The sequence below is a fragment of the Streptomyces lancefieldiae genome (assembly GCF_031845825.1).
Lineage (GTDB): Bacteria > Actinomycetota > Actinomycetes > Streptomycetales > Streptomycetaceae > Streptomyces > Streptomyces lancefieldiae.
The window spans coordinates 85,573-107,001 of the sequence record NZ_JAVRFH010000022.1; the positions used below are offsets into that span (position 1 = coordinate 85,573).

Here is a 21,429-nt window from a genome sequence, read left to right on the forward strand (position 1 = left end):
GAGTCCGGACCATGACCAGCACCACCGAGTCCAGCACCAACGAGTCCCGCACCGACGCGGCCCGCGCCACCGAGTCCCGCACCGACGCGGCCCGCACCGGGACCGGCGCCGCCGTGGGAACGCCCACGGCCGCCGATCCGGACCTCGCCGAGGTCGAGCTGCTCATCGGCGGCATGACCTGCGCGTCCTGCGCGGCCCGCGTCGAGAAGAAGCTCAACCGCATGGACGGCGTCACCGCCTCGGTGAACTACGCGACGGAGAAGGCCAGGGTCACCTACCCGGCGACCACCGAGGTCGCCGACCTGATCGCCACCGTCGTGAAGACCGGGTACACCGCCGAGGAACCGGCACCGCCGCCGGAACCCGCCGACGAGGCCGCGCCCCCGGAGAGCGACGACGACCCCGAGACGTCCGCCCTGCGCCGACGCCTCACCGTCTCCGTCCTCCTCGCCGCGCCCGTCGTGCTGCTCGCGATGGTCCCCGCGTTCCAGTTCGACAACTGGCAGTGGCTCTCGCTCACCCTGGCCGCCCCCGTCGTCGTCTGGGGCGGGCTGCCCTTCCACCGCGCCGCCTGGACGAACCTCCGGCACGGCGCGGCCACCATGGACACCCTCGTCTCGCTGGGCACGCTGGCGGCGTTCGGGTGGTCCCTGTGGGCGCTGTTCTTCGGGGACGCCGGCATGCCGGGCATGCGGCACGGCTTCGACCTCACCGTGTCCCGCACGGACGGCGCCTCCACGATCTACCTGGAGGCCGCCGCCGGCGTCACCGCCTTCCTGCTCCTCGGCCGCTGGCTGGAGGCCCGCTCCAAGCGCCGCGCCGGCGCCGCGCTGCGGGCGCTGATGGAGCTGGGCGCGAAGGAGGTCGCGGTACTGCGGGACGGGCGCGAGGTGTGGATTCCGGTGGCCCGGCTGGCCGTGGGCGACCGGTTCGTCGTACGGCCCGGCGAGAAGATCGCCACCGACGGAACGGTGGTCGAGGGCGCCTCGGCCGTGGACGCCTCCCTGCTGACCGGCGAGTCGGTGCCGGTGGACGTGGGCGTCGGCGACGCCGTCACGGGTGCCACGGTGAACGCCGGGGGCCGGCTGGTCGTCGAGGCGACCCGGGTCGGCGCCGACACGCAGCTGGCGCGGATGGCGAAGCTGGTCGAGGACGCGCAGAGCGGCAAGGCCCGGGTGCAGCGGCTGGCCGACCGGATCTCCGGCGTCTTCGTGCCCGTCGTGCTGCTGATCGCCCTCGCCACCTTCGGCGGCTGGCTGGGCGCCACCGGGGACACCGTCGCCGCGTTCACCGCCGCCGTCGCCGTTCTGATCATCGCCTGCCCGTGCGCGCTGGGCCTGGCCACGCCGACCGCGCTGATGGTCGGCACCGGGCGGGGCGCCCAGCTCGGCATCCTCATCAAGGGCCCCGAGGTGCTGGAGTCCACGCGGCGCGTCGACACGGTCGTCCTGGACAAGACCGGCACCGTCACCACCGGCCGCATGACCCTCCAGGAGGTCTACGCCGCCGAGGGCACCGACGAGAAGGAGGTGCTGCGGCTCGCGGGGGCCGTCGAGCACGCCTCCGAACACCCCCTGGCCCGGGCCGTCGCGGCCGGCTCCGAGCGACGGGTCGGCACGCTGCCGGGCGTCGAGGACTTCACGAGCGTCCCCGGGCGTGGCGTACGGGGGCGCGTGGAAGGCCGTGAGGTGGCCGTGGGGCGCTTCTACGACGACCTCCCACCCCGGGTGGCCCGCGCCAGGGACGAGGCCGAGAGGGACGGCCGTACGGCCGTCGTCGTCGGGTGGGACGGGGAGGCGCGCGGGGTGGTCGCCGTGGCCGACGCGGTCAGGGAGACCAGCGCCGAGGCGGTGGCCGAGCTGCGCCGGCTGGGTCTCACGCCCGTGCTGCTGACCGGCGACAACCGGCGCGTCGCCGCATCGGTCGCCCGGGCCGTCGGCATCGACGAGGTGATCGCCGAGGTGCTGCCCGAGGACAAGGTCGCCGTGGTGGAGCGGCTGCGGGCCGATGGTCGTACGGTCGCCATGGTCGGGGACGGCGTCAACGACGCCGCCGCGCTGGCCGTCGCCGATCTGGGTCTGGCGATGGGTACGGGAACGGACGCGGCGATCGAGGCGGGCGACCTGACGCTGGTGCGCGGGGACCTGCGGGTGGCGGCGGACGCGATCCGGCTGTCCCGGCGGACCCTCGCGACGATCAAGGGCAACCTCGTATGGGCCTTCGGCTACAACGTGGCCGCGCTGCCGCTGGCCGCCGCTGGGCTGCTGAACCCGATGATCGCCGGGGCGGCCATGGCCTTCTCCTCGGTGTTCGTGGTGACCAACAGCCTCAGGCTGCGCGCGTTTCGCTGAGGTCCGGGCGAAGTGTGGTCAAGTGCCTCTGGAGTCCGGCACCCGCCTCACATAAGCTCTTCACAAGGCTCGCGCATCTTCCTTACGCTTGGGTCCCGTTCACCGTATCGGGGCTCTTGCGCACCTAAGGGACATATGCAAGAGACGCAGATCACAGTGACGCGAACGTAACCATCGAAGGGGTTCGAGGGTCTAAGTTGGCGATGTCAGGCAGCGTCTTGGGGGGCGCCACCTGGCATCTGGGGATGTCTTGGGGGACTTTCCCAGAGATGCGTTGCCGGGACACGTACACCGGGAAGCTTTGAGCGGCCCTCCCGGGCGTGCGCTGTCCCGGCAGACCGCACACAGCAGCACTCAGCAGCACTCAGCAGCACTCAGCAGCACTCAGCAGTAGCAGAGCAACCAGTAGTACGGCGAGTTCTGCTCGTTGTGCTCAACACAGCGATTCAGGCGCTGTCCTCACAGACGCCCGGCCGGATCCCGTGGGGGGAATCCGCACCGGGACATGGGAAGGCGCCCTGGCCGTCGGCCCGTGGGGGGACTGACGCCGGGGCGCCTTCTGCTGTTCGCGCTCACGCGAGACGCGTCCGGTCGCCTTCGGACGCCTCCGGACGCGGAAGAGCCCCGTACCGCTCGGGGCGGCGCGGGGCTCGACGAGTGCGCTGCGGGGGTGCTGGACGCTCAGCGCTCCTCGACCGGGACGAAGTCGCGCTCGACGACGCCCGTGTAGATCTGGCGCGGGCGGCCGATGCGGGAACCCGGCTCCTTGATCATCTCGTGCCACTGGGCGATCCAGCCCGGCAGGCGGCCGAGGGCGAACAGGACCGTGAACATCTCGGTCGGGAAGCCCATGGCCCGGTAGATCAGACCGGTGTAGAAGTCGACGTTCGGGTAGAGGCTGCGCGAGACGAAGTAGTCGTCGGAGAGCGCGTGCTCCTCCAGCTTCAGGGCGATGTCCAGCAGCTCGTCGGACTTGCCGAGGGCGGAGAGCACGTCGTGCGCGGCGGCCTTGATGATCTTGGCGCGCGGGTCGAAGTTCTTGTAGACCCGGTGGCCGAAGCCCATCAGGCGGACGCCGTCCTCCTTGTTCTTCACCTTGCGGATGAAGGAGTCGACGTCGCCGCCGGAGTCGCGGATGCCCTCGAGCATCTCCAGCACCGACTGGTTGGCGCCGCCGTGCAGCGGGCCCCACAGGGCGTTGATGCCGGCGGAGATCGAGGCGAACATGTTCGCCTGCGAGGAGCCGACCAGGCGGACCGTGGAGGTCGAGCAGTTCTGCTCGTGGTCCGCGTGCAGGATCAGCAGCTTGTCCAGGGCGGCGACGACCGTCGGGTCGAGCTCGTACTCCTGCGCCGGGACCGAGAAGGTCATGCGCAGGAAGTTCTCGACGTAACCGAGGTCGTTGCGCGGGTAGACGAACGGGTGGCCGATCGACTTCTTGTACGCGTAGGCCGCGATCGTCGGAAGCTTGGCGAGCAGCCGGATCGTGGAGAGGTTGCGCTGACGCTCGTCGAACGGGTTGTGGCTGTCCTGGTAGAAGGTCGACAGCGCCGAGACGACCGACGACAGCATGGCCATCGGGTGGGCGTCGCGCGGGAAGCCCTTGTAGAAGTTCTTGACGTCCTCGTGCAGCAGGGTGTGCTGCGTGATCTCGTCCTTGAACGCGGCCAGCTGGTCGACGGTCGGCAGCTCACCGTTGATCAGCAGGTAGGCGACCTCCACGAAGGAGGAGCGCTCGGCCAGCTGCTCGATCGGGTAGCCGCGGTACCGGAGGATGCCCGCCTCGCCGTCCAGATACGTAATGGCGGATTTGTAGGCGGCGGTGTTGCCGTAACCGCTGTCCAGCGTCACCAGACCGGTCTGGGCGCGGAGCTTCCCGATGTCGAAGCCCTTGTCGCCGACGGTGCTGTCGATCACCGGGTAGGTGTACTCGCCATCGCCGTACCGCAGTACTACCGAGTTGTTGGTGTGCTCGCTCACGTCTTCCCTCACCGACGTAGTGCCTCATCTTCGAGGTGCCCTGACTGTCTCTACCATCCCCCACTTGGCTCAGGAGAGTGCACTCGGGGTCGACCATCGGGCCTATCGGCGGCACTCAGTGCCGCCAACTTGCTCATCCTGCCCCCTCTCGACCCCTTCCGGAAGTGCTGTGTGACCTTTCCGACTCGTTTGATCGATCATTTTTTTCACACCCGTCGAGAGGTTCACCGGAGGGTTTCAGGCCCGGGAGCCCGCCAGCCGGAAGTCGAGCGCCGTGCAGCGCCGGCCGGCCGACACCGTGCGCACCGCCTGCCCGATCGCCCTGCGCGAACCGACAAGGACGACGAGCTTCTTCGCCCGGGTGACCGCCGTGTACAGCAGGTTCCGCTGCAGCATCATCCAGGCGCCGGTCGTCACCGGGATCACCACCGCCGGGTACTCGCTGCCCTGGGAGCGGTGGATGGTCACCGCGTAGGCGTGGGCGAGTTCGTCCAGTTCGTCGAATTCGTACGGGACCTCCTCGTCCTCGTCCGTCAGCACGGTGAGGCGCTGGTCCACCGGGTCGAGCGAGGTGACCACGCCCACGGTGCCGTTGAAGACACCGTTCTCACCCTTGTCGTAATTGTTGCGAATCTGCGTGACCTTGTCGCCGACGCGGAAGACGCGACCGCCGAACCGCTTCTCGGGCACGTCCGGGCGGCCGGGGGTGACGGCCTGCTGGAGCAGCCCGTTCAGCGTGCCGGCGCCGGCGGGGCCCCGGTGCATGGGCGCGAGGACCTGCACGTCCCGGCGCGGGTCGAGCCCGAACTTCGCCGGGATGCGGCGGGCCGCGACGTCCACCGTGAGGCGCCCCGCCTCCTCCGTGTCGTCCTCGACGAAGAGGAAGAAGTCCTTCATGCCGTCGGTGAGCGGGTGCTGCCCGGCGTTGATCCGGTGCGCGTTGGTCACCACGCCGGACTGCTGGGCCTGGCGGAAGACGCGGGTGAGGCGGACGGCGGGGACGGGGCTGCCGTCGGCGAGCAGGTCGCGCAGCACCTCCCCGGCGCCGACGCTGGGCAACTGGTCGACATCCCCGACGAAGAGGAGGTGGGCACCCGGCGGCACGGCCTTGACCAGCTTGTTGGCGAGGAGGAGGTCGAGCATCGAGGCCTCGTCGACCACCACGAGGTCGGCGTCCAGCGGCCGGTCACGGTCGTAGGCCGCGTCGCCGCCGGGCTTGAGCTCCAGCAGGCGGTGGACGGTGGACGCCTCGGCGCCGGTCAGCTCGGCGAGGCGCTTGGCGGCGCGGCCGGTCGGAGCTGCGAGGACGACCTTCGCCTTCTTGGCGCGGGCCAGCTCGACGATGGAGCGGACCGTGAAGGACTTGCCGCATCCCGGCCCGCCGGTGAGGACGGCGACCCTCTCGGTCAGCGCCAGCTTGACGGCCGCCTCCTGCTCCGGAGCGAGGTCGGCGCCGGTACGGCGCTTGAGCCATCCCAGCGCCTTGTCCCAGGCCACGTCCCGGAAGCCGGGCATCCGGTCCTCGTCGGTGCGCAGCAGGCGCAGCAGCTGGGCGGAGAGGGCGAGCTCGGCACGGTGGAACGGGACGAGGTAGACGGCGGTGACGGGGTCGCCGCCCTCCGGGTCGGGGACCTTCTCGCGTACGACCCCGGGGTCCTCTCCGTCGTCCTCCGGCTCGGCGGCCAACTCGGCGAGGCACTCGATGACCAGGCCGGTGTCCACCTGGAGCAGCTTGACCGCGTCGGCGATCAGCTTCTCCTCGGGGAGGTAGCAGTGCCCCTGGTCGGTGGCCTGCGACAGGGCGTACTGGAGGCCGGCCTTCACCCGGTCCGGGCTGTCGTGCGGGATGCCGACGGACTGGGCGATCTTGTCCGCGGTGAGGAAGCCGATGCCCCAGACGTCGGCGGCGAGGCGGTAGGGCTGGTTCTTCACCACGGAGATCGAGGCGTCGCCGTACTTCTTGTAGATGCGGACGGCGATGGAGGTGGACACCTCGACGGTCTGGAGGAAGAGCATGACCTCCTTGATCGCCTTCTGCTCCTCCCAGGCGTCGGCGATCTTCTTCGTCCGCTTGGGCCCGAGGCCGGGGACCTCGATGAGCCGCTTGGGCTCCTCCTCGATGATCTGGAGGGTGTCCAGGCCGAAGTGCTGGGTGATGCGGTCGGCGAAGACCGGTCCGATGCCCTTGACCAGGCCCGAGCCGAGGTAGCGCCGGATGCCCTGGACGGTGGCCGGGAGAAGGGTCGTGTAGTTCTCCACGTGGAACTGCTTGCCGTACTGGGGGTGGGACCCCCAGCGGCCCTCCATCCGCAGGGACTCCCCGACCTGGGCACCGAGCAGCGCGCCGACGACCGTGAGCAGGTCGCCGGCGCCTCTGCCGGTGTCGACGCGGGCGACCGTGTAGCCGTTCTCCTCGTTGGCGTACGTGATGCGCTCGAGGACGCCTTCGAGGGTGGCGAGTCGCCGTTCACCGGGGGCCGCGGGGGGCTGGTTGGGCATGATCCGACGGTACCGGTGGGCTGTGACAGGGCGGCCGGAGAGTCGCCTTCTCCGTACTCTGGGCTCATGGACTACGCCAGGATGCGCGCCATCGCCGCGGAGCTCGGGGCCTACTCGGAGCAGCTCGAGGGGTCGTGGAGTGTCGAGATCGGGCCGTCCGGTCCGATACTGGCGATGATGTGCCCGTCGAAGCGCCACGAGGGGACTGTCCGCCGCATCTGCAAGCAGTTGGACGCGCAACTGCCCCGCACCCACCCCGGTCACATCTGCGCGAACGGACCCGAGATCGAGCACCCGGCCATCGGGCGCATGCGCCGACCCGATGCCGTGGTGATCCCCGAGGCCACCCTCGACGAAGAGGGCCTGGCCGTCGACGCGACGCAGGTGCTGGCCGCCGTCGAGATCGTCTCACCGTCCAACCCGGGCAACGACTACGACGAGAAGCTGGCCGAATACCCGGCCATGGGCATCCCGCACTACATGATCGTCGACCCGCGCACCGGCACGATCGAGGTCCACTCCGAGCCGTGCAAGGGCCGCTACAGCAGCAAGGAGCCGTACATCTTCGGCGACTCGGTGCCGTTCGGGCCCTGGACGGTGGAGACGTCGGAGTTCCGCAGGTACGGCAGGGACGGTTAGGCCGGTTTCGTCGGACTCCTCGGATTCCTCGGATTCCTCGGATTCCTGCGATTCCTGCGATTCCTCGGACAGTACGGGTCACAGCGCGGCGAACAGCCCTGCCAGTGGGGCGGGTGTGCGGGCGGGGTCCAGGGCCTCGACGAGGACGCGGCCGTAGTGGATCTTGCGGCCCTTCTTCGTGCCCAGGAAGCGACGGAGCTGTTGCCGGGCGGTGCGGCCCTGCTGGGCGGGCTGACGGAGGAAGGTCTGCAGGGGGCGGAGGTCGCCCTCCGTCTCGATGAGCTCCCTCACCCGCTCCTCACCGAGCGCCCGGATGAGTTCGTCCTCCAGGTCGGCCGTGCAGACGAAGAGGTCGTGCGCGTCGGCGTTCGCGCGGTCCAGGGCGCGGACGTAGTAGCCCCGTTCCCGTTCGTCGCACAGGCCCGTGAGGCGGAGGTCCAGGCCGGACGGGCCGAGGAGGCCGGCGAAGCGGCCGACACTCATCGCACCGCCCATCGCGAGGACGCAGATGCCCTCCGCCGCCAGGTCCCGGCCGTGGTGCGCGGCCAGTGCGTCGACCGCCGCCGTGTCGCTCGGCCCCTCGAGCAGCACCGCCGTCCGGACGGACAGGCGCCCGGCCAGTTCGTGTGCGGGGCCTGCCGGGCCATCCGCCGCCCACGCCGTGACCGCGTCCCGGAACGATGCCATGTCCGCCATGGCACGAGTCTGCTTCCTCTCCGGCCACGGCGGTAGTGGATTTCGCAGCCGACGACGGACGTGCGTCCAACGGAGCCGACGCCGGGTCCCTCGCCCGGCTCGCCGCCGGATGGCGGTCGGACAGCGGTCGGAGGTCTCGTGCGGGACCGAGGGGACGGCGTCGGGAGGGTCAACGGCGAACTGACCGTCGTCCACGACGGCTTCGAGCCCGGGAGCACCGCCCGCGAGATGATCCAGCACGGCTGGCCGGCCCTCCTCTCCAGCCTCAAGACCCTGCTGGAGACCGGCGACGCGCTCCCGGATCCCGCGTAGGCGACCGTGGGCGACCGCCCGCTCAGGGGTGGTCGGGAGGCCCGCTCAGCGGTGCAGGGCGGTCTCCCGCCGCATGTGCGTGAGCTTCTCGGGGTTGCGCACGGCGTAGAGGCCGGTGATGAGGCCGTCGTCGAAGCGCACCGCCATCACGGTGTCGAGCGCGCCGTCGAGTCGGAGGATCAGGGCCGGGTGGCCGTTGACCTGGGCCGGTGCCAGGGAGACCTCGGCGGCCTGCTTGATCAGCCCGCCGACCATGAGGCGGGCCACCTTGTCGGCCCCCGTGACGGGCCGCAGGACGGCCTGCTTGATGCCCCCGCCGTCGCCCAGCAGGACGACGTCCGGCGCGAGGATGTCGAGCAGGCCCTGCAGGTCCCCCGTCTGGACCGCGCGCCGGAACGCCTCGAGCGCGCCCCGGGTCTCCGTCGGGGAGACGACCCCGCGCGGCCGGCGTGCCGCGACGTGCGCGCGTGCCCGGTGGGCGGTCTGCCGGACGGCGGCCGGGCTCTTGTCGACGGCTTCGGCGATCTCCTCGTACTCCAGGTCGAAGACCTCGCGCAGCACGAACACCGCTCGTTCGGTCGGCGTGAGCGTCTCCAGGACCAGCATCATCGCCATCGAGACGCTGTCGGCGAGCTCGATGTCCTCGGCCACGTCGGGCGCGGTGAGCAGCGGCTCGGGCAGCCAGGAGCCGACGTAGGACTCCTTGCGGCGGCCGAGCGTGCGCAGCCGGCTCAGCGCCTGGCGGGTGGTGATGCGGACCAGGTAGGCGCGCCGGTCGCGCACCGCGCCGAGATCGACGCCCGCCCACCGCAGCCAGGTCTCCTGGAGGACGTCCTCCGCGTCGGCGGCCGAGCCGAGCATCTCGTAGGCGACGGTGAAGAGCAGGTTTCGGTGGGTGACGAAGGCCTCGGTGGCGGGGTCCGTGTGTCCGCCGCCGCGCCGCTCGGTCGTGGTCGTGGTCGTGTCGTCCTGTGGGTCCTGTGGGTCCTGTGCGTGCCCGCTGTGTCCGCTCATCACCGGCTGCTCCCGCTTGTGTGCTCCCGACGGTGTCACGCGCACAGGACGCCGGACGCCGCCGTCGTGTGACATCCCTCGACGGTGGCTCACGTCACACCGGTGCCCCGTCACAGGAACCGGGGCGTCGGCATCTTGTGTGCGTCAGTGCACCACCACGAGTGAGGACGAGGTCATGGACACCCGATTCAACCTGTTCGAGAACGAGGTCGGCAGCCGGTTCGCCAAGCGGTTCGCAGGTGCCGGGCTGGTGGTCCAGCAGTCGTCGCTGCCGAAGTCCACGCAGGAGCTGGTGTCGCTGCGCGCCAGCCAGATCAACGGCTGCGGTCACTGCATCGACATGCACACCAAGGAGGCCGCGGCCGCCGGTGAGAGCGCGGTCCGGCTCCACCTGGTCGCCGCCTGGCGCGAGTCCACCGTGTTCACCGAGGCCGAGCGGGCCGCGCTGGCGCTCGCGGAGGAGGGCACCCGGCTCGCCGACGCCCAGCAGGGCGTGTCCGACGAGACCTGGGCCCAGGTGCGCAAGCACTACGACGACGACCAGATCGCCGCGCTGGTCTCCCTGGTCGCCCTGATCAACGCGGCCAACCGGCTCGCCGTGATCACGCACCAGCGGGGAGGCTCCTACCAGCCCGGCATGTTCGCCGCCGCGTTCGACTGACCGGCGCAACACGGCCTGTCTGGGCCGGGCTGAGCTCGGCTCCGGATCGACTCGGCCCGGCTCCGGATCGGCTCAGCGCGGCCCAGCTCGCGTCGGCCCCGCCCAGCTCGACTCGGCCCAGCTCGACTCGGCCCGGCTCCGGATCGGCCCGGAGCCGGGCCGACGCATGCCCGGGGCGGTCGCGGTGCTCGCCTGGCGTACCTCGGCCGACCTGCAGGGGTCCGTGCGCCGCGCTCTCCTGCCGCCGCCCCGGGGCGGGGCCGCCGTCGCCGGGGGTGGTGGGCTCACGTGCCCCCAGCGGCCGGCGCAGGGGTCGGGCCCACGTGCCGCCGGCGGGCGCCCCTGTGCAGGTGCTCGAGCCCGTACCGCGGCGGGCGTTGCCGCGCGGCCGGTCCGGTGACGTGATCCACCCCCTCCCGGGGGCGCCCACCGCTCCGGTCACGATTGGGTCTCGGCCGGCTTCCGGCTCTTGCCCCCGCCTCGTGTAATCGTTTCCAATCCTCCTTGTAATCGATTCCACAAGGAGGTGGAACGACGATGGCGAGCATCAAGGACGTCGCCGCCGAAGCGGGCGTGTCCGTCGCGACGGTCTCGCGTGTCCTCAACGGACACCCGTCCGTCAGCCCGGACGCACGCACGCGCGTGCTGGCCGCCGTCGAGGCGCTGGGCTACCGCCCGAACGCCGTCGCCCGGTCGCTGCGCACCGCCCAGACCCGCACCCTCGGCCTGGTCATCAGCGACGTCATGAACCCGTACTTCACCGAGCTGGCCCGCTCCGTCGAGGAGGAGGCCCGCGCGCTCGGCTACAGCGTGATCATCGGCAACGCCGACGAGCGGCCCGACCTCCAGGACCACCACGTCACGACGCTGCTGGACCGCCGTATCGACGGGCTGCTCGTCTCCCCCACCGACGGCGGCTCGCCGCGGATGCTGGAGGCCGCCCGGGCCGGGACGCCGATGGTGTTCGTCGACCGCTGGATCCCCGGCGTGGACGTGCCCGTCGTCAGGTCGGACGGGCGGGCCGCCGTACGGGACCTCGTCGCGCACCTGCACGGGCTCGGGCACCGCCGGCTCGCGATCATCGCCGGGCCGGCCGCCACCACGACCGGACGCGAGCGCGTCGACGCCTTCCGCGAGGCGCTCGGCGCGTACGGGCTCCCCCTTCCCGACGCCTACATCGGCCAGGGCGACTTCCAGGCCGGCAGCGGGCGCCGGGTCACCGAGGGCTTCCTCGACCTGCCCGAGCCGCCCGAGGTCGTCTTCGCCGCCGACAACCTGATGGCACTGGGCGCGCTGGACGCCGTACGCGCGCGCGGGCTGCGGGTCCCCGAGGACATCGGCCTCGCCGCGTTCGACGACATCCCCTGGTTCGTGCACACCGCTCCGCCGGTCACCGCGATCGCCCAGCCCACGGGCGACCTCGGACGGGCGGCCGTGCGCGCGCTGGTCGACCGCATCGAGGGCCGGACCGGTGAGTCCGTCACCCTGCCGGCGCGGCTCGTCGTGCGCCGCTCGTGCGGCGAGCCGGCGCCCGCTCCGTCCCCCTCCCCTTCCCCCTCCCCCTCCCCCGTACAAAGGAGTACGCCGTGAGCAGCCGCAGTCCGGACGAGTTGCTGCGCATCGAGGGCATCCGCAAGACCTTCCCCGGCGTGGTGGCGCTCGACAGCGTCGACTTCGACCTGCGCCGGGGCGAGGTGCACGTGCTCCTCGGTGAGAACGGCGCGGGCAAGAGCACCCTCATCAAGATGCTCTCCGGTGCCTACACGCCCGACGCCGGGCGGATCCTGGCCGGCGGCGAGGAGGTGCGCATCCACGGTGCGCAGGACTCCGAGCGCCTCGGGATCGCCACCATCTACCAGGAGTTCAACCTCGTCCCCGATCTGACCGTCGCCGAGAACATCTTCCTGGGGCGCCAGCCGCGCCGCCTCGGGATGATCGACCGGAAGAAGATGGACGCGGACGCCGAAGTGCTGCTGGAGCGGGTCGGCGTGAACGTGTCGCCCCGCGCGCGCGTGCGTGAACTCGGCATCGCCCGACTCCAGATGGTCGAGATCGCCAAGGCGCTCAGCCTGAACGCGCGCGTGCTCATCATGGACGAGCCGACGGCCGTGCTCACCTCCGAGGAGGTCGAGAAGCTGTTCGCCATCGTGCGGCGGCTGCGCGAGGACGGCGTCGGCATCGTGTTCATCACGCACCACCTGGAGGAGATCGCCGCCCTCGGGGACCGGGTCACCGTGATCCGGGACGGCCGCAGTGTCGGGCAGGTGCCCGCCTCCACGCCCGAGGACGAGCTCGTACGGCTCATGGTCGGGCGGTCGATCGAGCAGCAGTACCCGCGCGAACGCGCCGACGCCGGAGAGGCGTTGCTCAAGGTGGAGGGGCTGACGCGCGACGGCGTCTTCCACGACGTCGGCTTCGAGGTGCGCGCCGGTGAGGTCGTCGGCATCGCGGGGCTCGTCGGTGCCGGGCGGACGGAGGTCGTCCGGGCCGTGTTCGGAGCGGACCCGTACGACGCGGGGTCCGTGCACGTCGGGGGCAGCCGGCTCCGCCGCCACGACGTGAACGCCGCCATGGCGGCCGGTATCGGGCTCGTGCCCGAGGACCGCAAGGGCCAGGGCCTCGTCCTGGACGCCTCCGTCGAGGAGAACCTCGGACTGGTCACCCTCCGCTCCACCTCCCGCGCGGGGGTCGTCGACCTCAAAGGGCAGCACGCGTCGGCGGAGCGGATCGCCGGGCAGCTCGGTGTGCGGATGGCCGGTCTCGGCCAGCACGTGCGCACCCTCTCCGGCGGCAACCAGCAGAAGGTCGTCATCGGCAAGTGGCTGCTGGCCGACACCAAGGTGCTGATCCTCGACGAGCCGACGCGCGGCATCGACGTCGGCGCCAAGGTCGAGATCTACCAGCTCATCAACGAACTCACCGCCGCCGGCGCCGCCGTCCTGATGATCTCCAGCGATCTGCCCGAGGTGCTCGGCATGAGCGACCGGGTGCTGGTCATGGCCCAGGGACGCATCGCGGGCGAGCTGCCCGCCGACCGGGCCACCCAGGACGCCGTGATGGCGCTCGCCGTAAGTACCCCTCCCAGCAACGGAACGGAGGCCTCCCGTGGCCACTGACACGCTCAAGAGCAAGCCGGGCGCGCAGGGCGGCGCCGCGGCCGGTCTGCGCCGGCTGCTGCTCGACAACGGCGCGCTGACCGCGCTGATCGTCCTCGTCGTCGCCATGTCGGCGCTGTCCGGGGACTTCCTGACCGCCGACAACCTGCTGAACGTCGGCGTCCAGGCCGCCGTCACCGCGATCCTCGCCTTCGGCGTCACCTTCGTCATCGTCTCCGCGGGCATCGACCTGTCCGTCGGCTCGGTCGCCGCGCTGTCGGCCACCGTGCTGGCCTGGAGCGCCACCGAGGCCGGGATGCCGGTCGTGCTGGCGGTGGTGCTGGCCGTCGCGACGGGCATCGCCTGCGGTCTGGTGAACGGCTTCCTCATCTCGTACGGGAAGCTGCCGCCGTTCATCGCGACGCTGGCCATGCTGTCGGTGGGGCGCGGTCTGTCGCTGGTCATCTCGCAGGGTTCGCCGATCGCCTTCCCCGACTCGGTCTCCCACCTGGGCGACACGCTCGGCGGGTGGCTGCCGGTGCCGGTGCTCGTGATGATCCTGATGGGGCTGGTCACGGCCTTCGTCCTGGGCCGGACCTACATCGGCCGTTCCATGTACGCCATCGGCGGCAACGAGGAGGCCGCGCGGCTGTCCGGCCTGCGGGTCAGGCGGCAGAAGCTCGCCATCTACGCGTTCTCCGGGCTGTTCGCCGCAGCCGCGGGCATCGTGCTCGCCTCGCGGCTCTCCTCCGCGCAGCCGCAGGCCGCGCAGGGCTACGAACTCGACGCCATCGCCGCCGTCGTCATCGGCGGTGCCTCGCTGGCCGGCGGCACCGGCAAGGCGTCGGGCACGCTGATCGGCGCGCTGATCCTCGCGGTGCTGCGCAACGGGCTCAACCTGCTGTCCGTCTCCGCGTTCTGGCAGCAGGTCGTCATCGGTGTGGTCATCGCGCTGGCGGTGCTGCTGGACACCCTGCGCCGCAAGGCGGGGGCGACCACGCCCGCGGCCGGGGCCGGCGGGGGCGACAAGGGCAAGCAGGCGTTGACGTACGTGATCGCGGCGGTCGTCGCGGTGGCCGTCGTCGGCGCGACCTCGCTGCTGCACAACGGCTCCTCGGACGGGAAGACCCAGAAGATCGGTCTGTCGCTGTCGACCCTCAACAACCCGTTCTTCGTGCAGATCCGGGCGGGCGCCGAGGAGGAGGCGGAGAAGCTGGGCGTGGACCTGACGGTCACGGACGCGCAGAACGACGCCTCGCAGCAGGCCAACCAGCTCCAGAACTTCGTCAGCGGGGGCCTCGCCTCGGTCGTCGTCAACCCGGTGGACTCCGACGCGGCGGGCCCCTCCGTCCGCTCGGCGAACAAGGCCGACATCCCCGTGATCGCGGTGGACCGCGGCGTCAACAAGGCGGACACGGCCGCGCTGGTCGCCTCCGACAACGTCGAGGGCGGCGAACTGGGCGCCAGGGCGCTCGCCGAGAAGCTCGGCGGCAAGGGCACGATCGTCATCCTGCAGGGCCAGGCGGGCACCTCCGCCAGCCGGGAGCGCGGGGCGGGCTTCGCTGCCGGTCTCAAGGCCTACCCGGGCATCAAGGTCGTCGCCAAGCAGCCCGCGGACTTCGACCGCACCAAGGGCCTGGACGTGATGACCAACCTGCTCCAGGCTCACCCCGACGTCGACGGCGTCTTCGCGGAGAACGACGAGATGGCGCTCGGCGCGATCAAGGCGCTCGGTTCCAAGGCCGGCAAGTCGGTCCAGGTCGTCGGCTTCGACGGCACCCCGGACGGGCTGAAGGCGGTGCAGGGCGGCACGTTGTTCGCGTCCGTGGCGCAGCAGCCGAAGGAACTGGGCAGGATCGCCGTGCAGAACGCGCTCCGGGCGGCCGAGGACGAGAAGGTGGAGACGATGGTGAAGGTGCCGGTGAAGGTGGTCACCAAGGAGAACGTGGCCGGCTTCGAGGGCTGACGCGGGCGCACGGAAGCAGCACGGGAGCAGCACGGGCGGGCGGTCACGGCGACCGCCCGCCCCTCACTCGAATTCACTCGGGTTCACACGGATCCACTCGGGTTCACTCGGATCCGCTTGGGTTCACTCGGATCAGTCGGATCGGAGAGCGATTCATGTACGACTACGACCTCCTGGTCGTGGGGTCGGCCAACGCCGACCTCGTGATCGGCGTCGAGCGGCGGCCGGGGGCCGGGGAGACGGTGCTCGGTTCCGACCTGGCCGTCCACCCGGGCGGCAAGGGCGCGAACCAGGCGGTGGCCGCCGCCCGGCTCGGGGCGCGTACGGCCCTGCTGGCCCGGGTCGGTGACGACGCGTACGGCAGGCTGCTGCTGGACTCGCAGCGGGCGGCCGGTGTCGACACGGTCGGCGTCCTGGTGGGCGGGGCCCCGACCGGCGTCGCGCTGATCACCGTCGACCCGTCCGGGGACAACAGCATCGTGGTCTCGCCGGGCGCCAACGGCCGCCTGGCACCCGGCGACGTCAGCGCCGCCGCGAGCCTCTTCCACGCCTCCCGCGTGGTCTCGGCGCAGTTGGAGGTCCCGCTGGAGACGGTCGTGGAGGTGGTCCGGAGTCTGGCGCCGGACAGCCGCTTCGTGCTGAACCCGTCGCCGCCGCGTCCGCTCCCCGCGGAGGTGCTGGCGGCCTGCGACCCGCTGATCGTCAACGAGCACGAGGCCAGGGTGATCCTCGGCGAGTCCTGTGTGAGCGAACGCCCCGAGGACTGGGCCCGCATCCTGCTGGCCAAGGGGCCGCGCTCGGTGGTCGTGACGCTGGGCGCGGAGGGCGCGCTGGTGGCGTCGGCCGCCGAGGGAGTCTCCCACGTCCCGTCCGTGAAGGTGGACGCGGTGGACACGACCGGCGCGGGCGACGCGTTCACCGCGGCGCTGGCCTGGCGGCTCGGCACGGGCGCCTCACTGGCCGAGGCGGCGGCGTACGCGGCCCGGGTGGGCGCGGCGGCCGTCACGAAGGCGGGGGCGCAGGCGTCGTACCCGACGGCGGCGGAGGCCGAGGCGCTGTGAGCGAGGGGACCGTGACGCAGGAAGCCGTGACGGGGGAAGCCGTGACGGGGGAAGCGCTGTGAAGAAGGCCGGGATACTCAACCGCCATCTGTCCGCGGCCCTGGCCGAACTCGGCCACGGCGACGGGGTCCTGGTCTGCGACGCGGGCATGCCGATCCCGGACGGACCGCGCGTCGTCGACCTGGCGTTCCGCGCCGGGGTGCCCTCCTTCGCGGAGGTGCTGGACGGCCTGCTCGCCGAGCTGGTGATCGAGGGGGCGACGGCGGCGACGGAGGTCCGGGAGGCCAACGCGGAGGCCGCCGCGCTGCTCGGCGGGTACTTCCCCGCCCTGGACCTGGTCCCGCACGAACGCCTCAAGGAACTGTCCGCGGGAGCACGGCTCGTGGTCCGTACCGGGGAGGCCCGGCCGTACGCGAACGTGCTGCTGCGGTGCGGGGTCTTCTTCTGACCACCGGGAGGGCTTCAAGGGGGGCCCGGTCGACGACCGGGCCCCCCCTCGGCGTTCCCTCCCCGTCCCCTTCAGAACCCCGTGATCCCCCCGAGGTCCCCCCAGGTCCCCCCTCGGACCCCCATGGGTTCTGATGCCGAGTACGACCCGCTGAGCGTCGGAACGGTTGCGCGGGTCGCCGGGATTATTCCTCCGTCCCCGTCTCCCCCGCGTGCGCGGCGAACCGTGCCGCCGTCTCGGCGAGCACCTCACGCCCGTCCCGCGCCCACAGCGCCTCGTTGAACAGCTCGACCTCGATGGCGCCGGTGTACCCGGCGGCGTCCACGTACCCCTTCCACTCCCGCATGTCGATCGCGCCGTCCCCGATCTGGCCGCGGCCGTTGAGGACGCCCTCGGGCAGCGGGGTGGTCCAGTCGGCGAGCTGGAAGGTGTGGATGCGGCCGCCCGCCCCGGCCCGGGCGATCTGCTCGGGCGCCCGGTCGTCCCACCAGATGTGGTACGTGTCGACCGTGACGCCGACCTGGTTCGCGGGGAAGCGCTCGGCGATGTCCAGCGCCTGGGCGAGGGTGGAGACCACGCAGCGGTCGGAGGCGAACATGGGGTGCAGCGGCTCGATGGCGAGGCGGACCCCGCGCTCGGCCGCGTAGGGGCCGAGGACCGCGAGGGCGTCCGCGATGCGCTCACGGGCCCCGCGCAGGTCCTTGCTGTCGAAGGGGAGTCCGCCGGAGACCAGCACGAGCGTGTCCGTGCCGAGGGTGGCGGCCTCGTCGATCGCGGCGTGGTTGTCGCCCATCGCCTCGGCCCGCTCGACGGGGTCGATCGCCGTGAGGAAGCCGCCCCGGCACAGGGTGGTGACGCTCAGGCCCGCGTCCCGCACGAGCTTGGCGGCGGCCTCCACACCGTACTTCTGCACCGGCTCACGCCACAGGCCGACGCCCCCGATGCCCAGCTCCTGGCAGGCGTCGACCAGTTCCGGAAGCGAGAGCTGCTTCACGGTCATCTGGTTGATGGAGAAACGGGACAGCTGGTCGTTCATCAGTTCACCCCGTACAGCGCGAGCAGGTTCCTCATCCGCTCCTCGGCGAGCTTCGGGTCCGGGAACAGGCCGAGGCCGTCGGCGAGTTCGTAGGCCCGCGCGAGGTGCGGCAGGGAGCGGGCCGACTGGAGGCCGCCGACCATCGTGAAGTGGCCCTGGTGGCCCGCCAGCCAGGCCAGGAAGACCACGCCGGTCTTGTAGAAGCGGGTCGGGGCCTGGAAGAGGTGGCGGGAGAGTTCGACGGTGGGGTCGAGGAGGGCGCGGAAGCCCTCCGTGTTCCCGGTGTCGAGGACGCGGACCGCCTCGGCCGCCAGCGGGCCCAGCGGGTCGAAGATGCCGAGCAGGGCGTGGCTGAAGCCCTGCTCGTCGCCGGCGATCAGCTCGGGGTAGTTGAAGTCGTCGCCGGTGTAGCAGCGCACCCCCTGCGGGAGGCGGCGGCGCAGGTCGATCTCGCGCTGGGCGTCCAGGAGGGAGACCTTGATGCCGTCGACCTTGTCGGGGTGGGCGGCGATGACCTCCAGGAAGGTGTCCGTCGCCGCGTCGAGGTCGGGCGAGCCCCAGTAGCCCTCCAGGGCCGGGTCGAACATCGGGCCGAGCCAGTGCAGGACGACCGGTTCGGCGGCCTGGCGGAGCAGGTGCCCGTAGACCTCCAGGTAGTCCTCGGGGCTCTTCGCCGTCGCGGCCAGGGCGCGGGAGGCCATCAGGATGGCCTGGGCGCCCGACTCCTCGACGACGGCGAGCTGCTCCTCGTACGCCGCCCTGACCTCGTCGAGGGTGCCGGCGGTGAGCTGGTCGGTGCCGACGCCGCAGGCGATGCGGCCGCCGACCGCCCTGGCCTCGGCGGCGGAGCGGCGGATCAGTTCCGCCGCTCCGGCCCAGTCCAGGCCCATGCCGCGCTGGGCGGTGTCCATCGCCTCGGCGACGCCGAGCCCGTGGGACCACAGGTGGCGGCGGAAGGCGAGGGTGGCGTCCCAGTCGACGGCGGCGGGTCCGTCGGGCGTGGTGTCCGCGCAGGGGTCGGCGACGACGTGCGCGGCCGAGAAGACCGTACGGGAGGTGAAAGCGCTTCCCCCGGAAATGGCCAGGGGTTCGGTGCGCGGCTCGTAGGCGCGCAGGGTGCCGTTCGCGTCGGGCAGGTGGAGGGTCACAGCGCGATCTCCGGTACGTCGAGGCGGCGGCCCTCGGCGGAGGACTTCAGGCCCAGTTCGGCGAGCTGGACGCCGCGGGCGCCGGCCAGCAGGTCCCAGTGGTAGGGGGCGTCGGCGTAGACGTGGCGCAGGAACAGCTCCCACTGGGCCTTGAAGCCGTTGTCGAACTCGCCGTTGTCCGGGACCTCCTGCCACTGGTCGCGGAAGACCTCGGTGGCGGGGATGTCCGGGTTCCAGACCGGCTTGGGGGTGGCGGAGCGGTGCTGGACGCGGCAGTTGCGCAGGCCGGCGACCGCGGAGCCCTCGGTGCCGTCGACCTGGAACTCCACCAGCTCGTCGCGGTTGACGCGGACCGCCCAGGACGAGTTGATCTGGGCGATCGCGCCGCCGTCGAGCTCGAAGACGCCGTACGCGGCGTCGTCGGCGGTGGCGTCGTAGGGCTTGCCGTTCTCGTCCCAGCGCTGCGGGATGTGGGTGGCGGTGAGGGCCTGGACGGACTTCACGCGGCCGAACAGCTCGTGCATCACGTACTCCCAGTGCGGGAACATGTCGACGACGATGCCGCCGCCGTCCTCGGCGCGGTAGTTCCAGGAGGGGCGCTGGGCGTCCTGCCAGTCGCCCTCGAAGACCCAGTAGCCGAACTCGCCGCGCACGGACAGGATCCGGCCGAAGAAGCCGCCGTCGATGAGGCGCTTGAGCTTGAGCAGGCCGGGGAGGAAGAGCTTGTCCTGGACGACGCCGTGCTTGATCCCGGCGTCGTTCGCCAGGCGGGCGAGTTCCAGGGCGCCGTCCAGACCGGTCGCCGTCGGCTTCTCGGTGTAGATGTGCTTGCCCGCGGCGATCGCTTTCCTGATCGCCTCCTCGCGGGCCGAGGTCACCTGGGCGTCGAAGTAGATCTCGACGCTCTCGTCGGCGAGGACCGCGTCCACGTCCGTCGAGACGTGCTCCAGGCCGTGCCGCTCGGCGAGCGCCCTGAGCGCGTGCTCGCGGCGGCCGACCAGGATCGGCTCCGGCCACAGCACGGTGCCGTCGCCGAGATCGAGGCCGCCCTGTTCGCGGAGGGCCAGGATGGAGCGGACGAGGTGCTGTCGGTAGCCCATGCGCCCGGTCACACCGTTCATGGCGATACGCACCGTCTTGCGTGTCACGTCATTCCCTTCGTACGAACAATGCGGCAAGCCGTACAGCAAGCGCTTTCTATGTATACCGAAGCTAGCCTGTGGACGGTGGTCCGGACAAGAGCGTGGTCCGGGTGAGTTGTTCGACGGAGCGAACGACGGCGGGCGGTGGCCGTAAGGTCACCCGGGACGGCGTTCGACAGGCGCGATGCGGAGGACGAGGACATGACGGTGACCCTGGCGGACGTGGCGGCCCGCGCCCAGGTCTCCCCCGCGACGGTGTCGCGCGTGCTGAACGGGAACTATCCCGTGGCCGCCACCACCCGGGACCGGGTGCTGAAGGCGGTCGACGAGCTGGACTACGTGCTCAACGGCCCGGCGAGCGCACTGGCGGCCGCGACGTCCGACCTGGTGGGCATCCTGGTCAACGACATCGCCGACCCCTTCTTCGGCATCATGGCCGGCGCCGTCCAGTCCGAGATCGGCGGGCCGGGCGGCAGAGCGGGCGGCGAGAGACTCGCCGTGGTCTGCAACACCGGCGGCGTCCCCGAGCGCGAACTGACCTACCTCACGCTGCTGCAACGGCAGCGGGCGGCGGCCGTCGTGCTGACCGGCGGGGCGATGGAGTACGGGGCGCACCAGGCGGCCGTGGCGACGAAGCTGCGCAAGCTGGTGGAGGCCGGGACGCGGGTCGTGCTGTGCGGGCGCCCGCCGGCCCCGGACACCGGGGCGATCGCGCTGACCTTCGACAACCGCGGGGGCGGCCGGCAGCTGACCGAGCACCTGATCGGGCTCGGCCACCGGCGGCTCGGCTACATCGCGGGACCCGAGGAGCGGACCACCACCCGGCACCGGCTGGAGGGGCACCGCGCCGCGCTCGCCGCGCACGGCATCGAGGAGGACCCCCGCTGGTCGGTCCACGGCCGCTACGACCGGCAGTCCGGCTACGAGGCCACACTCGAGCTGCTGCGCAGGGACCCGGAGCTGACGGCGGTCGTCGCCGCGAACGACTCCGTGGCGCTGGGGGCGTGCGCGGCGCTGCGCGACTCCGGGCTGCGGATCCCGGACGACGTCTCGGTGGCCGGCTTCGACGACCTGCCGTTCAGCATCGACGCGGTGCCCGCGCTGACGACGGTCCGGCTGCCGCTCGCGGAGGCGGGGGCGCGGGCGGGGCGCATCGCGATGGGGCGGGAGGACGCGCCGCCCGGGGGGATCGCGACGGTGCGGGGGGAGTTGATGGTGCGGGGGTCCTCCGGGGTTCCTCGGGGGTAGGACGCCGTCGCTCCGGGGTCCTCGGCGTTCGTACCGGCCTCGCCGGGGGCTACCTTTCGGCCTGGACGGCCTCGTCCTCGCACGCCGGACGGGCTGGATGCACCGCCGCGACGCGCTGCTGTCCGCGAGGAGG

17 protein-coding genes are annotated in these 21,429 nt (G+C 71.8%); 10 read left to right on the forward strand and 7 right to left on the reverse strand.

The annotated features are described in order from the left end of the window. Nucleotides 1-11 precede the first annotated feature (11 nt). Nucleotides 12-2,351: a heavy metal translocating P-type ATPase gene (locus RM812_RS21860; protein WP_311574912.1), complete on the forward strand. Its 2,340-nt coding sequence runs from the start codon at nt 12-14 to the stop codon at nt 2,349-2,351. Between the two features lie 681 nt (nt 2,352-3,032). Here the strand turns inward: RM812_RS21860 and RM812_RS21865 are convergent. Both RM812_RS21865 and recD2 read right to left on the reverse strand, forming a co-directional pair. Further along, nucleotides 3,033-4,331, reverse strand: coding sequence for a citrate synthase (locus RM812_RS21865; protein WP_311574913.1), 1,299 nt, complete (start codon nt 4,329-4,331; stop codon nt 3,033-3,035). A 237-nt stretch (nt 4,332-4,568) separates the two neighbouring features. Beyond that, nucleotides 4,569-6,830 carry an SF1B family DNA helicase RecD2 gene (recD2, locus tag RM812_RS21870; RefSeq protein WP_311574914.1) on the reverse strand — a complete coding sequence of 754 codons (2,262 nt, stop codon included), beginning with the start codon at nt 6,828-6,830 and terminating at the stop codon, nt 4,569-4,571. Between the two features lie 66 nt (nt 6,831-6,896). Here recD2 and RM812_RS21875 point away from each other — a divergent pair, with 66 nt between their 5' ends. Further along, a complete protein-coding gene (locus tag RM812_RS21875) occupies nt 6,897-7,469 on the forward strand; it encodes a Uma2 family endonuclease (RefSeq protein ID WP_311574915.1) in 573 nt (190 codons plus the stop codon). A 78-nt stretch (nt 7,470-7,547) separates the two neighbouring features. Here the strand turns inward: RM812_RS21875 and RM812_RS21880 are convergent, their stop codons facing one another. Next, nucleotides 7,548-8,165 (reverse strand): TOPRIM nucleotidyl transferase/hydrolase domain-containing protein, encoded by a 618-nt coding sequence (locus tag RM812_RS21880; RefSeq protein ID WP_311574916.1) that lies wholly within the window; start codon nt 8,163-8,165, stop codon nt 7,548-7,550. A gap of 138 nt (nt 8,166-8,303) precedes the next feature. Between RM812_RS21880 and RM812_RS21885 the strand changes: the two genes are divergently transcribed. Further along, the gene (locus tag RM812_RS21885) at nt 8,304-8,477 is read left to right on the forward strand and encodes an SRPBCC family protein (RefSeq protein WP_311574917.1); all 174 of its coding nucleotides are present in this window, start codon (nt 8,304-8,306) and stop codon (nt 8,475-8,477) included. A 45-nt stretch (nt 8,478-8,522) separates the two neighbouring features. On the opposite strand, the gene RM812_RS21890 is transcribed toward RM812_RS21885, so the two are convergent. Then, nucleotides 8,523-9,491 carry an RNA polymerase sigma-70 factor gene (locus RM812_RS21890; protein WP_394816500.1) on the reverse strand — a complete coding sequence of 323 codons (969 nt, stop codon included), beginning with the start codon at nt 9,489-9,491 and terminating at the stop codon, nt 8,523-8,525. A gap of 175 nt (nt 9,492-9,666) precedes the next feature. Here RM812_RS21890 and RM812_RS21895 point away from each other — a divergent pair, with 175 nt between their 5' ends. The 6 genes from RM812_RS21895 to rbsD all read left to right on the forward strand — a co-directional run bounded on the left by RM812_RS21895 (nt 9,667) and on the right by rbsD (nt 16,722). Continuing rightward, complete coding sequence (locus RM812_RS21895; protein ID WP_311574918.1) at nt 9,667-10,152, forward strand: carboxymuconolactone decarboxylase family protein; 486 nt, start codon at nt 9,667-9,669, stop codon at nt 10,150-10,152. A gap of 537 nt (nt 10,153-10,689) precedes the next feature. Further along, nucleotides 10,690-11,742, forward strand: a complete 1,053-nt coding sequence (locus RM812_RS21900) for a LacI family DNA-binding transcriptional regulator (protein ID WP_311574919.1) — start codon at nt 10,690-10,692, stop codon at nt 11,740-11,742. Continuing rightward, nucleotides 11,739-13,268 (forward strand): sugar ABC transporter ATP-binding protein, encoded by a 1,530-nt coding sequence (locus tag RM812_RS21905; RefSeq protein WP_311574920.1) that lies wholly within the window; start codon nt 11,739-11,741, stop codon nt 13,266-13,268. The genes RM812_RS21900 and RM812_RS21905 overlap by 4 nt, the downstream gene beginning before the upstream one ends. Next, entirely contained in the window at nt 13,258-15,213 is a 1,956-nt protein-coding gene (locus RM812_RS21910) for an ABC transporter permease/substrate-binding protein (protein ID WP_311574921.1), read from the forward strand. The genes RM812_RS21905 and RM812_RS21910 overlap by 11 nt, the downstream gene beginning before the upstream one ends. A gap of 155 nt (nt 15,214-15,368) precedes the next feature. Continuing rightward, on the forward strand, nt 15,369-16,274 hold the full coding sequence (locus RM812_RS21915) for a ribokinase (RefSeq protein ID WP_311574922.1): 906 nt from the start codon (nt 15,369-15,371) through the stop codon (nt 16,272-16,274). A 58-nt stretch (nt 16,275-16,332) separates the two neighbouring features. After that, a complete protein-coding gene (gene rbsD, locus RM812_RS21920) occupies nt 16,333-16,722 on the forward strand; it encodes a D-ribose pyranase (protein ID WP_311574923.1) in 390 nt (129 codons plus the stop codon). Nucleotides 16,723-16,906: 184 nt separating this feature from the next. Here the strand turns inward: rbsD and RM812_RS21925 are convergent, their stop codons facing one another. Genes RM812_RS21925 through RM812_RS21935 form a run of 3 tightly spaced genes read right to left on the reverse strand, consistent with a single transcriptional unit; the run spans nt 16,907 to nt 20,054 of the window. After that, entirely contained in the window at nt 16,907-17,758 is an 852-nt protein-coding gene (locus RM812_RS21925) for a sugar phosphate isomerase/epimerase family protein (protein ID WP_311574924.1), read from the reverse strand. Next, complete coding sequence (locus RM812_RS21930) at nt 17,758-18,906, reverse strand: dihydrodipicolinate synthase family protein (RefSeq protein WP_311574925.1); 1,149 nt, start codon at nt 18,904-18,906, stop codon at nt 17,758-17,760. The genes RM812_RS21925 and RM812_RS21930 overlap by 1 nt, the downstream gene beginning before the upstream one ends. After that, on the reverse strand, nt 18,903-20,054 hold the full coding sequence (locus RM812_RS21935; RefSeq protein WP_311574926.1) for a Gfo/Idh/MocA family protein: 1,152 nt from the start codon (nt 20,052-20,054) through the stop codon (nt 18,903-18,905). Before RM812_RS21935 ends, RM812_RS21930 begins: the two co-directional genes overlap by 4 nt. A gap of 195 nt (nt 20,055-20,249) precedes the next feature. Between RM812_RS21935 and RM812_RS21940 the strand changes: the two genes are divergently transcribed. Beyond that, nucleotides 20,250-21,296, forward strand: a complete 1,047-nt coding sequence (locus RM812_RS21940; protein ID WP_311574927.1) for a LacI family DNA-binding transcriptional regulator — start codon at nt 20,250-20,252, stop codon at nt 21,294-21,296. Nucleotides 21,297-21,429: the final 133 nt, after the last annotated feature.

Bases quoted from the DNA above. Each gene is read 5' to 3' on its own strand.
- RM812_RS21925 (WP_311574924.1), bottom strand. From the start codon at position 17,758: ATGAACGACCAGCTGTCCCGTTTCTCCATCAACCAGATGACCGTGAAG.
- RM812_RS21880 (WP_311574916.1), bottom strand. From the start codon at position 8,165: ATGGCGGACATGGCATCGTTCCGGGACGCGGTCACGGCGTGGGCGGCG.
- RM812_RS21900 (WP_311574919.1), top strand. From the start codon at position 10,690: ATGGCGAGCATCAAGGACGTCGCCGCCGAAGCGGGCGTGTCCGTCGCG.
- RM812_RS21875 (WP_311574915.1), top strand. From the start codon at position 6,897: ATGGACTACGCCAGGATGCGCGCCATCGCCGCGGAGCTCGGGGCCTAC.
- RM812_RS21940 (WP_311574927.1), top strand. From the start codon at position 20,250: ATGACGGTGACCCTGGCGGACGTGGCGGCCCGCGCCCAGGTCTCCCCC.
- RM812_RS21915 (WP_311574922.1), top strand. From the start codon at position 15,369: ATGTACGACTACGACCTCCTGGTCGTGGGGTCGGCCAACGCCGACCTC.
- RM812_RS21890 (WP_394816500.1), bottom strand. From the start codon at position 9,491: ATGAGCGGACACAGCGGGCACGCACAGGACCCACAGGACCCACAGGAC.
- RM812_RS21860 (WP_311574912.1), top strand. From the start codon at position 12: ATGACCAGCACCACCGAGTCCAGCACCAACGAGTCCCGCACCGACGCG.
- RM812_RS21895 (WP_311574918.1), top strand. From the start codon at position 9,667: ATGGACACCCGATTCAACCTGTTCGAGAACGAGGTCGGCAGCCGGTTC.
- recD2 (WP_311574914.1), bottom strand. From the start codon at position 6,830: ATGCCCAACCAGCCCCCCGCGGCCCCCGGTGAACGGCGACTCGCCACC.